Origin of the sequence: Kosakonia sp. SOY2, assembly GCF_027109175.1 — a bacterium.
Lineage (GTDB): Bacteria > Pseudomonadota > Gammaproteobacteria > Enterobacterales > Enterobacteriaceae > Kosakonia.
In genome coordinates this window covers 221,311-238,613 of the sequence record NZ_JAPVXH010000003.1, presented here as the reverse complement: position 1 = coordinate 238,613, position 17,303 = coordinate 221,311, and the positions used below count along the sequence as shown (strand labels likewise).

Below are 17,303 nucleotides of genomic sequence, written 5' to 3'. Positions count from 1 at the left end.
AATCGTCATACTTTTCTCGCCACCGACTTTTCATCAGGAAACCGAACGTGTCTTTCTATCGTCAGGCTGGCGCTCTGCTTCTGCTCTGCGCATCCTTTGCCGTTTTCGCGGCACAAAACACCCTAACCACCGCCTGGCCGGTGAATGTTGGCCCACTCAACCCGCATCTTTACACGCCAAACCAGATGTTCGCGCAAAGCATGGTGTATGAACCGCTGGTGAAATACCAGGCCGACGGCAGCGTGAAACCCTGGCTGGCTACAAGCTGGACGCACTCGGAGGATGGAAAAACCTGGGTCTTCACCCTGCGCGACGGGGTGACATTCTCCAACGGAGAACCGTTTGACGCCGCCGCCGCCGCGGAGAACTTCCGCGCCGTGCTGGATAACCGCCAGCGCCACGCCTGGCTTGAGCTTGCCAACCAAATCACCGACGTCAAAGCCCTAAGCCCCAAGCAGTTACAAATCACTCTGAAAAGTGCCTACTACCCCTTCCTGCAAGAACTCGCCCTGCCCCGCCCGTTCCGCTTTATCGCCCCGTCGCAGTTTAAAGACCATGAAACACTGAACGGGATTAAAGCGCCCATCGGCACCGGCCCGTGGGTGTTGCAGGAATCAAAGCTGAACCAGTACGACGTGCTGGTACGGAATGAACACTACTGGGGCGCGAAACCGGCAGCTGGCAAAATTATCGTCAAAGTGATCCCAGACCCGACCAGCCGCGCGGTGGCATTTGAAACCGGCGATATCGATCTGCTTTACGGCAACGAAGGTTTACTGCCGCTGGATACGTTTGCCCGTTTCAGCCAGAACCCCGCCTGGCGTACCCAGCTCTCTGCACCAATGGAGACAGTAATGCTGGCGCTGAACTCCACGCATGCGCCAACCAATGAGTTAGCCGTGCGCGAAGCGCTGAACTACGCGGTGGATAAGAAAACGCTGGTCGATGGCGCGCTGTATGGCACGCAGCAGGTTGCCGACACGCTGTTCGCCTCTTCCGTGCCGTATGCCAATATCGGCCTGAAACCGCGCCAGTACGATCCGGCGCAGGCGCGCGCGCTGCTCGATAAAGCGGGCTGGCTGCTGCCCGCCGGAAAAACCATCCGCGAAAAAGCAGGCCAGCCACTGCATATTGAGCTGGCCTATATCGGCACCGATGCGCTGAGTAAGTCGATGGCCGAAATCATTCAGGCCAACTTGCGCCAGATTGGCGTAGATGTCGCCCTGATCGGTGAGGAAGAGAGCAGTATTTATGCCCGTCAGCGCGATGGCCGTTTCGGCATGATTTTCAACCGCACCTGGGGCGCACCGTACGATCCGCATGCGTTTATGAGTTCAATGCGCGTGCCGTCGCATGCCGATTATCAGGCGCAGTTAGGCCTGCCGGACAAAGCGATTATCGACAAAGAGATTGGCGAGGTGCTCACCACCAGCGATGACAGCGCGCGTCAGGCGCTGTACCGGGATATTCTCACCCGTTTGCACAACGACGCGGTTTATCTGCCCATCAGTTACATCTCGATGATGGTGGTGGCAAAACCGCAGCTCGGCACGATTCCGTTTGCCCCGATCGCCTCGGAGATCCCGTTTGATCAGATAACCCCGGACGCCGCGCCATGAGCCGCTTTTTACTGCACCGTCTGCTGCTGTTGATCCCGATGATCGTAGCCGCCTCGGTGGTGATTTTCCTGCTGCTGCGCCTTGGCGCCGGGGATCCGGCGATGGATTATCTGCGCCTGTCAAACCTGCCGCCAACACCGGAAATGATTACCGCCACCCGCATTCAACTGGGGCTGGATCAGCCGCTCGCCAGCCAATATCTGCACTGGCTGTGGCGCGCACTGCATCTTGATTTCGGCATTTCGTATGCCACGCAGCGCCCGGTGCTCGACGATGTGCTGCATTTTCTGCCCGCGACATTGCAACTCGCAGGCGCGGCGCTGGCGCTGATCCTGCTCACTTCCGTACCGCTTGGTATCTGGGCGGCGCGTCACCGCGATGGTCTGCCGGATTTTCTGGTACGCGCGGTAGCGTTTCTTGGCGTGTCAATGCCGAACTTCTGGCTGGCTTTCCTGCTGGTGATGTTTTTTTCTGTGCATTTGCAGTGGCTGCCCGCAATGGGCTACGGCGGCTGGCAGCACCTGATCCTGCCTGCGGTGTCGATTGCCTTTATGTCGCTGGCCATCAACGCCCGTCTGCTGCGCGCCAGCATGCTGGAAGCCGCCGGGCAACGCCACGTGACGTGGGCGCGGCTGCGCGGGTTAAGCGACAAACAGACCGAGCGGCGGCATATTCTGCGTAACGCGTCCCTACCGGTGATCACCGCGCTGGGGATGCATATCGGCGAGCTGATTGGCGGTACGATGATCATCGAAAGCATCTTCGCCTGGCCCGGAATTGGCCGCTATGCCGTATCAGCAATCTTCAATCGCGACTACCCGGTGATCCAGTGCTTTACGCTGGTGATGGTGCTGGTTTTTGTGCTGTGCAATCTGGCAGTCGATCTGCTGAGCGCAGCGCTCGATCCGCGCATTCGCCACCATGAAGGAGCGCACTGATGCACTTTATAAAAACGGCCCGCTGGCCGGTGCGTTTCGCGCTGCTGATCCTGCTGTTACTGCTGGTGATTGCCCTGACCTGCCAGTGGTGGACGCCGTACGATCCGCAAGCCATCGATTTACCCGCGCGCCTGTTGCCGCCAGGCAGTCAGCACTGGCTCGGCACCGATCACCTGGGACGGGATATTTTTTCACGTTTAATGGCTGCCACACGGGTATCGCTGGGGTCGGTGATGATGTGTCTGCTGTTGGTGCTGGCGCTTGGTTTAAGCGCAGGCGGCTGCGCCGGGCTGCTCGGCGGGCGCGTCGATCAGGCCATCATGCGCGTGGCGGATATCTTTATGACCTTTCCCACCTCGATCCTGTCGTTTTTTATGGTCGGCGTGCTTGGGACAGGGCTGACCAACGTGATTATCGCCATCGCGCTTTCACACTGGGCCTGGTATGCGCGCATGGTGCGCAGCCTGGTGATCTCCTTGCGTAGCCGCGAGTACGTGCTGGCGGCGCGTTTAAGTGGCGCGAGTTATCTGCATGTGTTTCGCGATCATCTGGCGGGAGCGGTAGTGCCTTCGCTGCTGGTACTGGCGACGCTGGATATCGGCCATATGATGCTGCACGTCGCCGGGATGTCGTTCCTCGGGCTTGGCGTCACCGCGCCAACACCGGAATGGGGCGTGATGATTAACGACGCCCGGCAATATATCTGGACGCAGCCACTGCAGATGGTCTGGCCGGGGCTGGCGCTGTTTATCAGCGTGATGGCGTTTAATCTGGTGGGCGACGCGCTGCGCGACCATCTCGATCCCCACCTGGAAACGGAGCACGCCCACTGATGCCTGCACAACTGAGCCTGCAAAATATCACCCTGCACGCGGAACGCCCGCTGGTGCAGGAAGTGTCGTTAACCCTGCAACGCGGGCGCGTGCTGGCGCTGGTAGGCGGTAGCGGCAGCGGCAAATCATTAACCTGTGCGGCGGCGCTCGGCGTGCTGCCTGCTGGCGTACGGCAAACGGCCGGTCGGCTGCTGGCCGATAATCAGCCCGTCACACCGCAAGCACTGCGTGGTTCGACGGTTGCCACCATTATGCAAAACCCGCGCAGCGCGTTTAACCCGCTGCGCACCATGGCCGCTCATGCACGGGAAACCTGCCTGGCACTCGCTAAACCCGCCGATAACGCCACACTGATCGCGGCATTGCAGGATGTCGGGCTGGAGGACGCCGAACGTGTGCTCACGCTTTACCCGTTCGAGATGAGCGGCGGCATGTTGCAACGCATGATGATCGCCATGGCGCTGCTGAGCAATGCGCCGTTTATCGTCGCCGATGAACCGACGACCGATCTCGACGTGGTGGCGCAGGCGCGCATTCTCGATTTGCTGGCGCAGATTATGCGCGAACGTCAGCCCGGCATGCTGCTGGTTACGCACGATATGGGCGTGGTAGCGCGGCTGGCGGATGATGTCGCGGTAATGGACAACGGGCGCATTATCGAACAGGGCGCGGTGGAAACCCTGTTCAGTGCGCCACAACAGGCAGTGACCCGCGAATTAGTCGCGGCCCACCTGGCGCTGTATGGACTGGAGCTGGCGCAATGAACCTTCTTGATGTGAGCGGTGTGTCGCACACCTACCACCAGCAACCGGTGCTGGACAATATCTCTTTTCAGTTAAAAAGCGGGGAAACCGTGGCGCTGCTCGGGCGCAGCGGCTGCGGGAAAAGCACGCTGGCGCGGCTGCTGGTAGGGCTGGAATCGCCAGACGAAGGCGAAGTGCGCTGGCAGGGTACGCCGTTGAAGCAGCTTAACGCCCGCGCCCGCCAGGCGTTTCGCCGCGATATCCAGATGGTGTTTCAGGATCCGGTCAGCGCGGTGAACCCGCGTAAAACCGTGCGCGATATTCTGCGTGAACCGCTGCGCCATCTGTTATCACTGCCCAACAGCGAGCAGCAGGCACGTATCCAACAATTGCTGGAAGATGTCGAGCTGGATACCTCCCTGCTCGATAAACGCCCTCCGCAGTTGAGCGGTGGGCAGTTGCAGCGCGTTTGCCTGGCGCGCGCGCTGGCAGTGGAACCCACGCTATTGATTCTCGATGAAGCGGTTTCCAGCCTGGATTTAGTGCTGCAAGCGGGCGTTATCCGGCTCTTACAGCGGCTACAACAGCGTTCCGGCGTGGCTTGTCTGTTTATCACCCATGATTTGCGGCTGGTGGAGCGTTTTTGCCAGCGCGTGTTGGTGATGGAGACCGGCGTGCTGGTGGAAACGCTCGACGTCACTTCACCGCTGCGCTTGCGTTCACCGGCAGGCCAGGCGCTGCAACAGGCGGTGCTGCCCGCCTTCCCCCTCTCATTACAAAGGACACAACCATGCAACGCGTGACCATAACACTGGATGATGACCTGCTCGATACGCTGGACAACCTTAGCGCACGGCGCGGTTACAACAACCGTTCGGAAGCGCTGCGGGATATTTTGCGCGGCGCGCTGGCACAGGAGTCCGAGCAAAACAATGAACAGCAGGGTTACGCGGTGCTGTCGTATGTGTATGAGCATGAGAAGCGCGACCTGGCGAGCCGCATTGTCGCCACGCAACACCATCATCACGACTTATCTGTCGCCACGCTGCACGTGCATATCAGCCACGACGACTGCCTCGAAATCGCCGTGCTGAAAGGCAAAATGGGCGATGTGCAGCACTTCGCCGATGACGTTATCGCCCAGCGCGGCGTGCGTCATGGTCATTTACAGTGTCTCGCCGCCGAAGAGTAACGTTGCCGCCGTCATACCGTGGCGGGTATTAACCCGACACACACATTTTATGAGCAACAATTGGCAACGCGCGCTGTGCCCCAACTGCTAGCCTTAATACATTTGTGAAATCCATTGGATAAGGGGCAGACAATGAAAATCTCACTCGACGGTAAAGTCGCGCTGGTCAGCGCTTCAACGGGCGGTATTGGTTTTGCCATTGCTAAAGGGCTGGCAGAAAGCGGCGCGGAAGTGATCCTTAACGGGCGCAGCGAAGGTTCGGTGAATGAGGCAAAAGCGGCGCTGGAAAAACAGGTACCGGGTGTGAAGCTGCGTACCGCCGTTGCCGATCTCGGCACAGCGCAGGGCGTGGAAACGCTGCAGAAAGCGAGCGGCGAGGTCGATATTCTGGTGAATAACGCCGGGATTTACGGCCCGCAGGATTTTTACGCCACCGACGACGCGACCTGGGAAAATTACTGGCAAACCAATGTGATGTCGGGTGTGCGCCTCTCGCGTGCGCTGCTGCCCGCAATGGTGAAAAAAGGCTGGGGGCGCGTGGTGTTTATCTCTTCTGAATCGGCGCTGAATATCCCGGCGGATATGATCCATTACGGCGTGACGAAAACCGCGCAGCTTTCGCTGGCACGCGGGCTGGCGAAATTTGTCGCCGGCAGCGGCGTCACTGTTAACAGCGTACTGCCCGGACCAACCATGTCAGACGGTTTTGCCGGCATGATGAAAGAGGAGATGGAGAAAACCGGGAAATCGCTGGAAACGCTGGCGAAAGAGTTTGTGATGGCCAATCGCCCGAGTTCAGTTATCCAGCGCGCCGCCACCGTGGAAGAGGTGGCGAATATGGTGGTCTATGTCTGTTCGAAACAGGCTTCCGCCACCTCCGGCGCAGCGCTGCGCGTGGACGGCGGCGTGGTAGATGATATCGTTTGACGGCTTTCCGGCTGGCCTCAGGGCCAGTTCGGATAGAAATGCGTCATCAGGATCATAAACAGCGGCGTGGTCACGGTCGACAGCAGAGTGGAAAGCAGCATGCTGGTCGCCGTCGCGCCCTGTAGTACCTGGAATTTTTGCGCCATCAGATAGACGTTAATCCCCACCGCCATCGACCCCAGCAACACCACCACCTGGCTCTCTTCGCGCGGCAAATGCAGCAACCAGGCAATCAACCAAATCAAAGCAGGCATCAACATCAGTTTCAGCAAGCAGATGGTCAAACTTTCCGCTAATCCTTTGCGGATCTGGTAGCGCGACAAGCTCATGCCGAGGGTGATGAGCGTTAATGGCGCGGCGACCTGCGCCACCATGCTCACCGGGCTATCGAGGAACGGCGGCAGCGGGCGATGAATCAAAAAACTCCAGGCGAACCCACTGAAGATACCGATGATAATCGGGTTGCGCAGCACGCTCACCAGCGTTTTGCCAATCCCCCGCACCGAGAAGCTGCCGTTTTGCGCCCACTCCACCGACACGGTCACCAAGGTCCATAAAATCAGGCTGTTAAACACCAGCACCAGCGCCACCGACGAGAGGCTCGATGCGCCAAGTAAAATAATGGCCACAGGAATGCCCAGCATCACGTTATTGGAAAAAATGCCCGCCAGGCCGAACACCGAGGCCGATACCGCGTCCATACGGAACAGGCTTTTCGCTGCGATGCGCCCAATCACATAGATAACAAAACAGGTGCCGAAGTAGGCAATCAGCAGCCGCATATCCACCGGCGGGCTTTCGAAGAACTTACTCATCACTTTGAACAGCATGCATGGAATGGCTACGTTAAAACAGAAGCGGTTGAGCCCTTCGTTAACCGATTCAGGCCAACCGGCGAAGCGCCCGAGGCAATATCCCAGTGCAATCAATAAAAAAAGCGGTGCAGAGAGCAGCAGTTGTTGCGCGAGCTGCGCGAAGAATTCAGCCGTATGCATTCTTTACCCTGTAAATGTAGCGAGCGGTTATTTTCTTTTGTTTTCCGCAGTATAGGGGAAGGTATCACCGCCGTCAGCGTGCCTGACGTCCGCTTTGAGGTTTTAGCTGAAAAAAGCATGTCGGCTCACAGCACTGGCGTTAACGCCTGCTGCATTCATGCGCCTGCAGGGATTGTCGCCTGGTCAAGCAGCTGCGATTAATGGTCAATAGTATTGTGTATTAGCTGGGTACGATGGCGTTGTTAATATCGATATAAAAACTCTGTTGAGTTTGCCTTTAGCGCGAAAATATTGTCTCAGACATCATTATCAACAGAGTTTTCGAAAAGAGGCTTATTATCTGTTTATCCAGCCGGAATGATCGCACACATAAATTTCATTAAGTGATAAATCCTGTGGGATTTGCCCAAGGGAATCGGCAATCTCATCATATGGTGGCGGCAACGTAAATGAGAGACCGTAGTCCTGGTCAACAATCAGCGCACCATTCAGGATTCGCAGGTCTTTACTACGCTGAGAAAGTTCTTGCATGGTTATACCGGCATACAATCTATTTTTATATTTTCCGGCATATTTTTCATTGCAGCCGACTGAAACAATAATATCATCCGTGGTGGTTACTATTATTAGCGTGCCATTTTGTATCGAATAAGCATACCGGATTTCACTGGACGGTGCAGGCAGAGAATACTCCTTAATTTCCACAGTATAATTATTAAAAATATCTTCCAGGTAAAGGTCAATGGAATCGCCAAGAAGAACATTACCTAATGATATAAAGCTCACAATATCCGCGTTAAAGTCAACCATAAACATCCTTCCGTAACCATTAAACCATCTCTGATGCACGATATATAAAATTAAGTAAATCCAGGATAAACCAATACTAGATGCGAGTAATTTCTTTTATCATTTCCTTGAAAGGATGCGCTTTTCTATGCAGTGTAGCGCATGCATTAGCTTTTCTTTTATAAATATTTTTTCATCGAATAACGGCTGTTATGTCCATAAAATAATGTACGACAAATCGTATACGTTATATTTTCATTATAAAAACTACGGTTATTGGTAGGTCTACCCGTCACGTTTCGAACACATTTTATCACTGGTATGCGTTTCAAGTCTGATAAGGAATTTCCGAAAGGCGTATGCATTGCTTATGCTATCAATCACATCGAATGCAAAACAGTTAGCGGCATAATTAAGAGCGACAACATTTTCCGTTGCCAGAGATTGTCGATTAATATTTTTTATGGTGAATGTAATTTGTTACATCAGCAGATTGGAAATGCGGTTGGCTTATGACTGAGATTATTCGAACACTAATGATTCTTATGCTTCGGTATGGTGCTTATCCTCGGCGTTAAGCGCTGTGCTAGAATGACCAAGCAATATGTTCACCTAGTATGAGTACACGAATAATGAAAAAAAACCAGGCAGATGAATTAACTGCTGAAAAGCAATTAAGAGCATTTTACAACAACGATTTTATCCGCGTTTACCAGGCTTATTCCGACACCATCGCAGACAGCGCGCTTGCGCATGGCACCTTCGTCTCGCCGCCTTTCAGTATGACCCGCATGACGTGGATTAAGCCCTCTTTTCTGTGGATGATGTACCGTTCCGGCAGGGGAAAGAAAGATCCAAATCAGCACCGGATTCTGGCAATTGATCTTACCCATGACGGGTTTAAGCAAATCCTTAATCAGGGAATTTTGAGCCATCACCGACACTCAGGCGCAGAAGAAGCTGAGTGGCAAAGCCAAATAAAAGCGTCAGATGTGGTGATCCAGTGGGATCCGGAGCGTGATATCCGTTTGAACAAACTGGAGCACCGCACGATACAGATAGGATTACGCAATCAGGCGGTCGCCGATTACTGTCAGAAATGGATTGTAAACATTACCGATGTTACAGAACTTGCCGCGAAAATTCATGAATTGGTAGAGAGTGAGCGCATTAATGAAGCACTTGCGTTGTTACCAGAAGAGCGGGTTTATGATATTGGATTGAGAAGTTAGATATAAAGTAGAAGGATGGTATGTAATATAATGAAAACTGCAGATGAGCCGTTTTTAACATACGCTATTTTATATATTTGATATTGAAATTAAAGCCATCCGAAATTTTAAGAGATTAATTTTAAAATTAAGCAATCCCTCGGCACAACTGAATTAATCAATTATTTTAAGAAAATACATCTTCAATTTATTATCTTGCTGGCACCATCCCATGCGTACCAGCATTTATTTCACTCATATCATTTAGAGTAATTAATTTACTGAATAATATAAATAACATCAGTCATATCTCGAAAGAAAATAGGATTTAATTGACTCATCATTAATTAAATCAGCAGATATGTTCTCAATATTTTCTGCTTCATCATCATCAGTGATAAATACGAACAACGCTGAAGTGCTTAACTGTGAAGCTAGTTCACTTAGTTTTATTACGCTTACAAGCATTTGAATAATGCTTGCTTCTTTATTTGTTCCTACATAATACTCTCAATGGCAATTTAATAATTTCGGGAGATATTTCGCCAAGAATAAGTTCCCTCTAGTCTGCAACTGCCGCATCCAACGTAAAAATGGTCTGTACATTTCCAGCAGACTATTCAGACTCTCAATATTTTATCAAGCCAGCTTTTTAAATAGCCAGCTTGATATCGAGCCTTTAAGGGGCTTAAACGACCCCTTGCTCCATAAATCGTTCTAGCATCTCAACAAACAATTTTTTATCTTTAGTTTTTTTTATATCTATTACCTCAACGCCAGTTAGCTTCCCTTTCTTATCATAATCGCTTCGTTGTAAGACCAGAATAAAATCTCCTCCAGGCTGACCTTCAGGCTCATATCGGGAATCAAAACTGAGTCGCATTAACCTATTATCGCCACTAATTAGAACTGATCCATAATAATAATCAATATACTCACTAACAGGGTCCACTTCGTATAGGTTATTAATTCCAATACTCCACCCTGTTGGAATTCTTAGTTTTTGGAGTTTGGTTTTTTTATCTGTCATCACTTTGCTCCTGGTATGTATTTTCCAACCTGCTCAATCGAAGCAGGGAAACTATGTATTACAGGTACACCTGTATTCGTCATTTCAATACGGACCCACTCGGTCATTTTTCCAGCATTGTAACCAACCGGTCCTGTCGGGTTTTTGTAAAACATGAAACGCGTTCCTCCATGTTCAAAGACATTTCCATTCCTGATCGCATCGTATGCAGCCTGCTTTTCAAAACCCGTGACTTGCTTTGCGAACTCTGGAAAATATGATGCTTCCGGGTCACCTTTACGAGCCCCTTTACCTAAACTCAACAATCTTGCTTCTTCCGCCGTTTTAGCTTGTATATGTTTTATTGAGTGATAACTACCAGGTCTCTGGGCTCGGTACACGTCACGTCTTAGTCCCTTGCGATTAAAATAACCACCAAACGCACAGGCCGAAAGCCCCAACGGATCCACCCACACCAGCGGATCCACCACATACGTATAGGTATTCAGCCCACCCAGTAGCCCTATCGGGTCCATCTGGGTGTAACGTCCGCCGCAGGGGTCGTAGTAGCGGAAGGTGTTGTAGTGCAGTCCGGTTTCGCGATCGAGGTACTGCCCCTGGAAGCGCAGGTTCTGCGGCACATCCCAGTCCACGTTGCTGCTTTCCCGCTCGCTGCGTCCCCAGGTAGTGGAAACGCCCAGCCAGACAACGTCGCCGCTGCTGTCGGTCACTTTTTCCGGCAGACCGTTCAGCTCCGTGTGATACCAGTAAACCTCCGCGCGCTCGCCGCGGCTGTCGACGCGGGCCAGCGGTTCGTAGCTGTTTTCCATGTAGATATATTGCACGGCCGCGTCCGGGTTGCTGTCGCTGCACTCGCCGACCATCTGCAGCCCCGACCATGCGTACTGCGTGCGTTCCGCGTTGCGGGTATGGCGTCGCCACACCTGTTTTTCCGTGCGGCGACCGAGCGCGTCATAGCGGTATTCGGCCCGGGTGAACTCTGCGTCGCCCTCAATAATTACCTGGCTGATGCGATGTTCATCGTCATAGCTGAAGCGCTGCACCGTGCCGCGATGGTTGTCGTGGCGTTCGGTCATGCGCCCGAAACCGTCATACTCCCAGCGCACGCCCTCCAGCCGTTTCAGCAGGTTGTCCCACACCGGCGATAAATCCGGCGTGGTGCGGTTGTCCGCCGCGTCATACCAGAAACGCTCCTCGCCGGTTGGCTGAATACTCTGCGTCATGCGACCAGCCGCGTCGTAGCCCCACAGCGACTGACGGTATTTCTCCGCAGGGGTTGGCGGCGCGCCGTCGGTATACATCTGGCGGATAATCTGGTCGGCGCGATCCCACTGGTAGCGGCGTTCGAAGACCAGCCGGTCGCGCACATTGTCCATGCAGCGGCGCTGCGTGATGCGCCCGGCGATATCGTACTGCGTCTCCAGCTCCAGCGCGCCCAGCGTGCGATGGGTTTCGCGGTGCAGTTTGTCGCGCTGGTAGCCGGTAATAGGCAGCGTTTTGCCGCCGAAGACGAGCTGCATCTCCAGCAGATGCCCGGTGCCGTAGCGCAGGTACTGCATCTGCCGCCCGTCCGGGAACGTGGTGGCGCTGAGGTTACTTAATGCGTCGTACTGGTGTTCGAATTTGCCAGCGTGGTTCTCCTCGCTCACCAGGTCGCCAAGTTTATTGCGCCGGAAAACAATCACTTCTGCGTTTTCCGGTTCGCGCATATCAATCGCCGCCTGACGCCACTCGCTGTAGACATAGCGGCGCACTTCCGTTGCCAGTTCGCTATAGCGGTACTCGGTGCGGTGCTGCTCGGTTTCCCGCGCAATCATGCGCCCAAGCGCGTCATATTCGTAGTTCATCACCTGCGGCGGCAGGTTGCTGCCGCTAACCGGGTGGCGCACCAGCGTGGCCACTTGTTGCAGAGCGTTGTACTGATACTCGGTTTGCCGCCCGGCGTAATCATACTGGCGCGTCAGCAAACCGGTGGCGGTGTAATCAAAGCGCCATTGCTGGTTGTTGGCGTTGGTTAGCGTCACCAGGCGACCCGCGCGGTTAAAGCGGAAACGGGTAACATGCCCGGCGGGATCGACAGCTTCTGTCACTTGCCCGCGCGCGTTAAGCGTCACTTTCCGCTCGCTGACGCCATCTACGCTCTGGCCGCATAACAGACCGGCTTTGTTGTACCTGAACAGGGTTTCGCGGCCATCGGCGCGGATGAACGTTTTGAGGCGACCTGCCGGGCTCCAGATATAGCGTTCGGTGTTGCCCATCGGATCGGTGGTCAGCACAAGCCGACCGGCATCGTCATACTGGCGGCGGCTCAGGTTGCCGGAGCAATCCTCTTCGCGGATCAACTGCCCCAGCGCATCCCACCAGAAGCGGTGGCTGTTTTCCAGCGCATCGATACGGCGGAGCAAATCGCCCTGGTCGTTCCACTCAAAGCGGGTCACGCCGCCTTCCGGGTCGGTCAACGACACCACATCGCCCGCCAGGTTGTACTCATAGCGCCAGCTTGCGCCGTCCGGTAACACCTCGGTCAGCGGGAAGTCGTACAGCGGGTGCCAGGTTTTCAGCGTCGCGCGATCGAGCGGATCGCGCTCCAGCGTCATGTTGCCGCGATCGTCCCACGCATATTCCCAGCGACCGCCGTCCGGCTGAATCACCGCAAGCGGCTGCTCGGATTTCCCCGACCAGCTAAATTGCCAGTTGCCGCCGTGCACATCGGTGTAGTCCGTGATGCGGTACAGCGCATCCCAGTGGTGCTCACTCACCACGCCTTCATCGTTGCTGACGCGGGCATAGCGTTTGGTTTCATCGGCGTCGATACGCCAGTTTTCCAGCACCGCGCCTTGCTCGTCATGCACCTGATAGGCGCTCACGCGCCAGTGGCTGGAATCGGCTGCGGGTCGCCACTGGTAATGGACGGTTAAGCCGGTCGAAAAGCCGTGCCAGGCCAGCATATCGCTGGCGCGATCCCAGCCAAACTGGCGGGTAACGATATCATCAGCGTCGGTAACGGCAATCAGTTGTCCTTGTTCGTTATAGCGATAGGACACCAGCAGATGGCGCGCGCCGCCGTAAACCTGGTAAACCGCACGCAGTCGTCCGAACGTTGCTTCGTACTCCAGCTCCACGTCCAGCGCTTCGTTATCGCTGGAGATACGCGCCAGTTGGCCTTGTTCGTTCCAGCTAAAATAGTGAGCGTTTTCATGGCGGTCATACAGACGGTGCATACGCCACTCGCCGGGCCGTGTTGTATCCGGCTCATAAATCTGCTGCTCGCCGTCGCCGGTTTGAATAACCATTGCGCCGTTCGGGCTGCAAAACAGCTTCAGGCCGTCTTCCGGGTAGGAGATCATATCGCCGCTGAGCACTTCGCCCAGCCCCAGCTCGCGCCCGCTCATATCACGGAAGATCAACTGGTTATCGGCCAGGCGCAGCAATCGTGTTTCAAACGGCAGCATCCAGCCGGTGCCGAGCATGCCGGTGGCGCGGTTGCGGCTGTGATAGATACGCTGCCAGTAAAGCGGCATACGGTCTGGCAGCACAAAATCGAGATCCTCTTCTTTGGCGAGGACTTTTGCGCCGGTAGGAATGTTCACCGGGAAGGCGGTATTCACCGCGCTGATGGCTGCGGCGGTAAGAACCTGTGAAATGGCCATTCCGCCGAGCGGGCAGATGATCTCTTTGAGCAGGCCGCGAATAAGCTGGCGCTCACAGGCCATTTTGATCAGGCGCGACAGCGCGCCAATACCCAGGCTCCCCAGCAGGTTACCAATCAGGTAAGCCAGCTGGTTTTTGCCGCTGCGGATATCGCGCACGGTAATGGTTTCACCGCCGATGCGCACGCGCGGATCTTCTTTGACTTTGATTTCGGCTTCGCAGGTACTTTTCTCGCCGTTGCGCGCGGCAGGCTGGTTATTGATTAAAACGGTTCTGGAGCCCTGGGCGACAAAATTACTGCTGGTAACCATGTGCCCTTTTTTGCAGTCGACATTATCTTTCGGCATCGGGGTGGCATGCGGATCGGCGCTCTCCACCATCGGCTGCGTCAAATCTTCCCACAGGTTGGAGCCCCACTTTTTCATGTCGTCGAGCGTAAGATGGCTGGCGCGTTCGGCAACCGCCAGCAGCGCCGCACTCGGGTTCAGGGCGGTTTTCATCACCGCCGCGGCGCCAGCGAGGGCTAACATGCCGATGGCAGCCCAGTCGATGCTCTCATCGGCAGGCGCGGCGGCAAGGTTTTGTAAATAGTCCCTGTCTACCGTCGCGGCGGCGCGCGCGGCATTTTTCTTCATGATAAAGACATCGTCCGAGCCGGATACGATATGCGCATCCGGCGGTCCGGGGTCGATGAGCGCATCCACCATTTTCCCGGCCGCATCGCCAATTTTGCCCAGCGTGCCGCTGACCATCAGTGCGCCAATCGCCACCGCGCCCACCACGGCGCCAATGCCCGTTCCGGCGACGAACATGATCCCCAGGACAATCGCCCCTTCTACCAGCCCACTGACCATATCCGCCAGCGCAGAGCTATGAACCAGCGGATCTTCAATGCGGGCCGCGATGTAATCCGTCATCCTTACGCCCTCAGCTGTAAACCTGTACGGATTGATGTCCAGAACGCATCTGCGTCCGTATCAAAGGGCATGGTACGGCTGAGCGTCAGCACCAGCAGGTGATCGTCAATGCGGGTCACGGCGAGTTTTTCATATATCACCGCGCCCTGGTTTTCGAAACGCAGCGACACTTCGCGGGCCGGCTGCCCGGCAACCGTGCTGTCCTGCGTTTCACCCGTCACCACTTTGCGCATGCTGCGTTTCACTTTCGCCAGCTGCTGGTTCAGGAAACTCTCTTCGTCGCCGGGTTTGATATCCCACGCGCGGGTGATCACCAGCGTGGCATTATTTTCTTTAAACTTCAGCACGTTAATGCTGCGATCCTGGTAAGCATCCGGCAGCGTGAGTTCGCCTTCGGAAAGTACAAATTGCGCCGTCGCCATTATTTATCTGTCCCTTGATTAAATGCCGCTTTTACCGCCGCCTGGATCTGCGCAATGGTGGGCTGCGCATCTTCACCTTTTGTTGGTTTTGTCAGGTTTAAATCCAGCAGGCCTGCGGTGTTGATAGCCCCCGAACCGATAGCATCGATCTGAAAATCCACGCATTTCAGCGTGACGGTGCCGTTCGCGCCCAACGTCAGCACCGATTGCCCCGCCACCAGCTGAATGCTGTTGTCAGAAGCCTGCACCAGCGGCCCTTGCACCATCTGTGTAAAGCCGCCGCCAACCAGTTGTTCGTGCGAAAGCTGCGTTGCCTGGGTGTGTTTGCCCGCTACTGAACCGGTGTAATCCCGCGTGACGCTCACGCTTTGTGAACCGCCGACGGTATGCGTCTCGTCATTTTTGACGTGCGTATCCATGTTACGTTCCGCCTGGATCCACACCTGTTCTTCGCCTGCTTTATCTTCAAAGCGCAGGGCGTTGGCGTTGTCTACCGAACCGTCTTTTGAGCGGCTGAGGAAGCCCATTTGCGTGGCGGCAGCGGGCAGCGCCCACGGCGGCATACTCGCTTCGTTATAGACACGTCCGGTGATAATTGGCCGGTCCGGGTCGCCGTTGATAAAGTCGATCACTACTTCGTCGCCCACGCGCGGGATCTGTACGCCGCCGAAGCCCTGCCCGGCCCATGCGCTGGAGACACGCACCCAGCAGGAACTGGTGTCATCGCCTTTCGCCAGCCGATCCCAGTGGAATTTCACCTTCACGCGGCCATATTTATCCGTCCAGATGCTTTCCCCCTGCGGGCCAACAACACGCGCAGTTTGCGGGCCGTACGTGCGCGGCCACGCGGTTTGCTGCGCCGGGCGGAACACCACCGATGAGGGGATAACGCTGAAATCAATGCGGTGAATGGTTTCGCTGTCAGCGCCGCTGGCGTAGCGGTTCTCTTCAAAAAAGTAGTTCGCCGCCGTCACCAGATACTCGCCGTTATCGTTAAAGAACGCCGCATTGGTCAACTGGAACGTACTGCCCGGCACAATACCAATCGCTGTCGCCGTGCCTTCAATTTGCTGATGCTCCACCTGCCAGCGTTCCTGGCGGATGCGGGCATAAAACTCGCCGTGACCGTGTTCGACAAAGCGCCCAGGCCAGTCATAAACATCGATGGTGCCCGGCGTGGGTGAACTCGGGTTTTGCCGCGCCTGAAACAGCCACGCGTTGGGTTTGCGGAAATCGTAGTCATCAAGGCTGTAAAGCCCCGGCGTTACGCTATCTTCCAGCGCCCACTGGCTGATGCCTTCTTCATCGGTGCTGCCACCGGAAGGGGTCTGGTGATAAGGGATGGTTTCGTAACCGCTGAAGGGATCATGCTGAGTCGCCGCATCTGTCAGCACCAGCGTGTGTTTGTCCGCTTCGTGGCGGAAGTGGTAAGCGATGCCTTCCAGCTCCATCAGGCGGCTGATGAAATCAAAGCTGCTCTCCTGGTACTGCACGCAGTAGTCCCAGGTGCGATAGCTGCCGGTCAGTTTGTCTTCAATGTTGACCTGGTATTCGCCGAGCAGGGTTTTGACGATTTGCGGTACTGTCTGGCCCTGGAAGATACGCAGATTGCGGTCGCGCTTCATCGGCCAGAGATCCGGCTCGACGGTGAGTTGATACACCGCATAACGGGTGCCGGAAAGCTCAACGGCGCTCACCGCCACGCGGGTGATTTTGCCGTTAAGGTAGCGCGGCGCGCCGGTCAGCGTTTGTGTTGGTATTGCGACAGTCACCGATTTACCCAGCAGCGTGCTGCGGTCCATTCGCGCGTCGGTGCCCAGCAACTGCAGGTTAAAGGTGAAGGCTTCGGACAGCGCTTCCCGTCCGGAGATTTTCCAGAAAAGCAGTCCATCGACGGGTAACTGAACAGTAATTCGATTGCTCATAAATCGGATCCTGACGTAGGGACATGCACGATTCCGGGTGCTGTCCAGAAGTTTAACGTTACGGGTTTGAGAAAAAGCTACCGCACGATTGCTGTAAACAAAAAGATCAAT

14 protein-coding genes are annotated in these 17,303 nt (G+C 55.2%); 8 read left to right on the top strand and 6 right to left on the bottom strand.

Annotated features, from left to right (window positions below; genetic code table 11):
- Positions 1-47 precede the first annotated feature (47 nt).
- From nikA to O3S68_RS17915, 7 genes are all read left to right on the top strand, one after another.
- Positions 48-1,619: a nickel ABC transporter substrate-binding protein gene (nikA, locus tag O3S68_RS17945; protein ID WP_269232127.1), complete on the top strand. Its 1,572-nt coding sequence runs from the start codon at positions 48-50 to the stop codon at positions 1,617-1,619.
- A complete protein-coding gene (gene nikB / locus O3S68_RS17940; RefSeq protein WP_249880142.1) occupies positions 1,616-2,557 on the top strand; it encodes a nickel ABC transporter permease subunit NikB in 942 nt (313 codons plus the stop codon). Before nikA ends, nikB begins: the two co-directional genes overlap by 4 nt.
- Entirely contained in the window at positions 2,557-3,390 is an 834-nt protein-coding gene (gene nikC / locus O3S68_RS17935; protein ID WP_020455617.1) for a nickel ABC transporter permease subunit NikC, read from the top strand. Before nikB ends, nikC begins: the two co-directional genes overlap by 1 nt.
- Positions 3,390-4,154, top strand: a complete 765-nt coding sequence (gene nikD, locus O3S68_RS17930) for a nickel import ATP-binding protein NikD (protein WP_269232126.1) — start codon at positions 3,390-3,392, stop codon at positions 4,152-4,154. The genes nikC and nikD overlap by 1 nt, the downstream gene beginning before the upstream one ends.
- Positions 4,151-4,936, top strand: coding sequence for a nickel import ATP-binding protein NikE (gene nikE, locus O3S68_RS17925; protein ID WP_269232125.1), 786 nt, complete (start codon positions 4,151-4,153; stop codon positions 4,934-4,936). Before nikD ends, nikE begins: the two co-directional genes overlap by 4 nt.
- Entirely contained in the window at positions 4,924-5,325 is a 402-nt protein-coding gene (gene nikR, locus O3S68_RS17920; RefSeq protein WP_020455620.1) for a nickel-responsive transcriptional regulator NikR, read from the top strand. The genes nikE and nikR overlap by 13 nt, the downstream gene beginning before the upstream one ends.
- Positions 5,326-5,457: 132 nt before the next feature.
- A complete protein-coding gene (locus O3S68_RS17915) occupies positions 5,458-6,252 on the top strand; it encodes an SDR family NAD(P)-dependent oxidoreductase (protein WP_269232124.1) in 795 nt (264 codons plus the stop codon).
- A gap of 17 nt (positions 6,253-6,269) precedes the next feature.
- Here O3S68_RS17915 and O3S68_RS17910 read toward each other — a convergent pair whose 3' ends face one another.
- Positions 6,270-7,247, bottom strand: a complete 978-nt coding sequence (locus O3S68_RS17910) for an AEC family transporter (protein ID WP_269232123.1) — start codon at positions 7,245-7,247, stop codon at positions 6,270-6,272.
- Between the two features lie 336 nt (positions 7,248-7,583).
- Positions 7,584-8,057, bottom strand: a complete 474-nt coding sequence (locus tag O3S68_RS17905; protein ID WP_269232122.1) for a hypothetical protein — start codon at positions 8,055-8,057, stop codon at positions 7,584-7,586.
- A 611-nt stretch (positions 8,058-8,668) separates the two neighbouring features.
- On the opposite strand from O3S68_RS17905, the gene O3S68_RS17900 reads away from it, so the two are divergent.
- Entirely contained in the window at positions 8,669-9,268 is a 600-nt protein-coding gene (locus O3S68_RS17900; RefSeq protein WP_269232121.1) for a DUF4291 domain-containing protein, read from the top strand.
- A 667-nt stretch (positions 9,269-9,935) separates the two neighbouring features.
- Here O3S68_RS17900 and O3S68_RS17895 read toward each other — a convergent pair.
- The 4 genes from O3S68_RS17895 to O3S68_RS17880 are packed head-to-tail and all read right to left on the bottom strand — an operon-like array spanning position 9,936 to position 17,192.
- Complete coding sequence (locus tag O3S68_RS17895; protein WP_269232120.1) at positions 9,936-10,277, bottom strand: hypothetical protein; 342 nt, start codon at positions 10,275-10,277, stop codon at positions 9,936-9,938.
- Positions 10,277-14,845, bottom strand: a complete 4,569-nt coding sequence (locus O3S68_RS17890) for an RHS repeat-associated core domain-containing protein (protein WP_269232119.1) — start codon at positions 14,843-14,845, stop codon at positions 10,277-10,279. The genes O3S68_RS17895 and O3S68_RS17890 overlap by 1 nt, the downstream gene beginning before the upstream one ends.
- Before the next feature lie 2 nt (positions 14,846-14,847).
- Positions 14,848-15,267: a DcrB-related protein gene (locus O3S68_RS17885; RefSeq protein WP_017458296.1), complete on the bottom strand. Its 420-nt coding sequence runs from the start codon at positions 15,265-15,267 to the stop codon at positions 14,848-14,850.
- The gene (locus O3S68_RS17880) at positions 15,267-17,192 is read right to left on the bottom strand and encodes a type VI secretion system Vgr family protein (protein WP_020455631.1); all 1,926 of its coding nucleotides are present in this window, start codon (positions 17,190-17,192) and stop codon (positions 15,267-15,269) included. Before O3S68_RS17880 ends, O3S68_RS17885 begins: the two co-directional genes overlap by 1 nt.
- Positions 17,193-17,303: the final 111 nt, after the last annotated feature.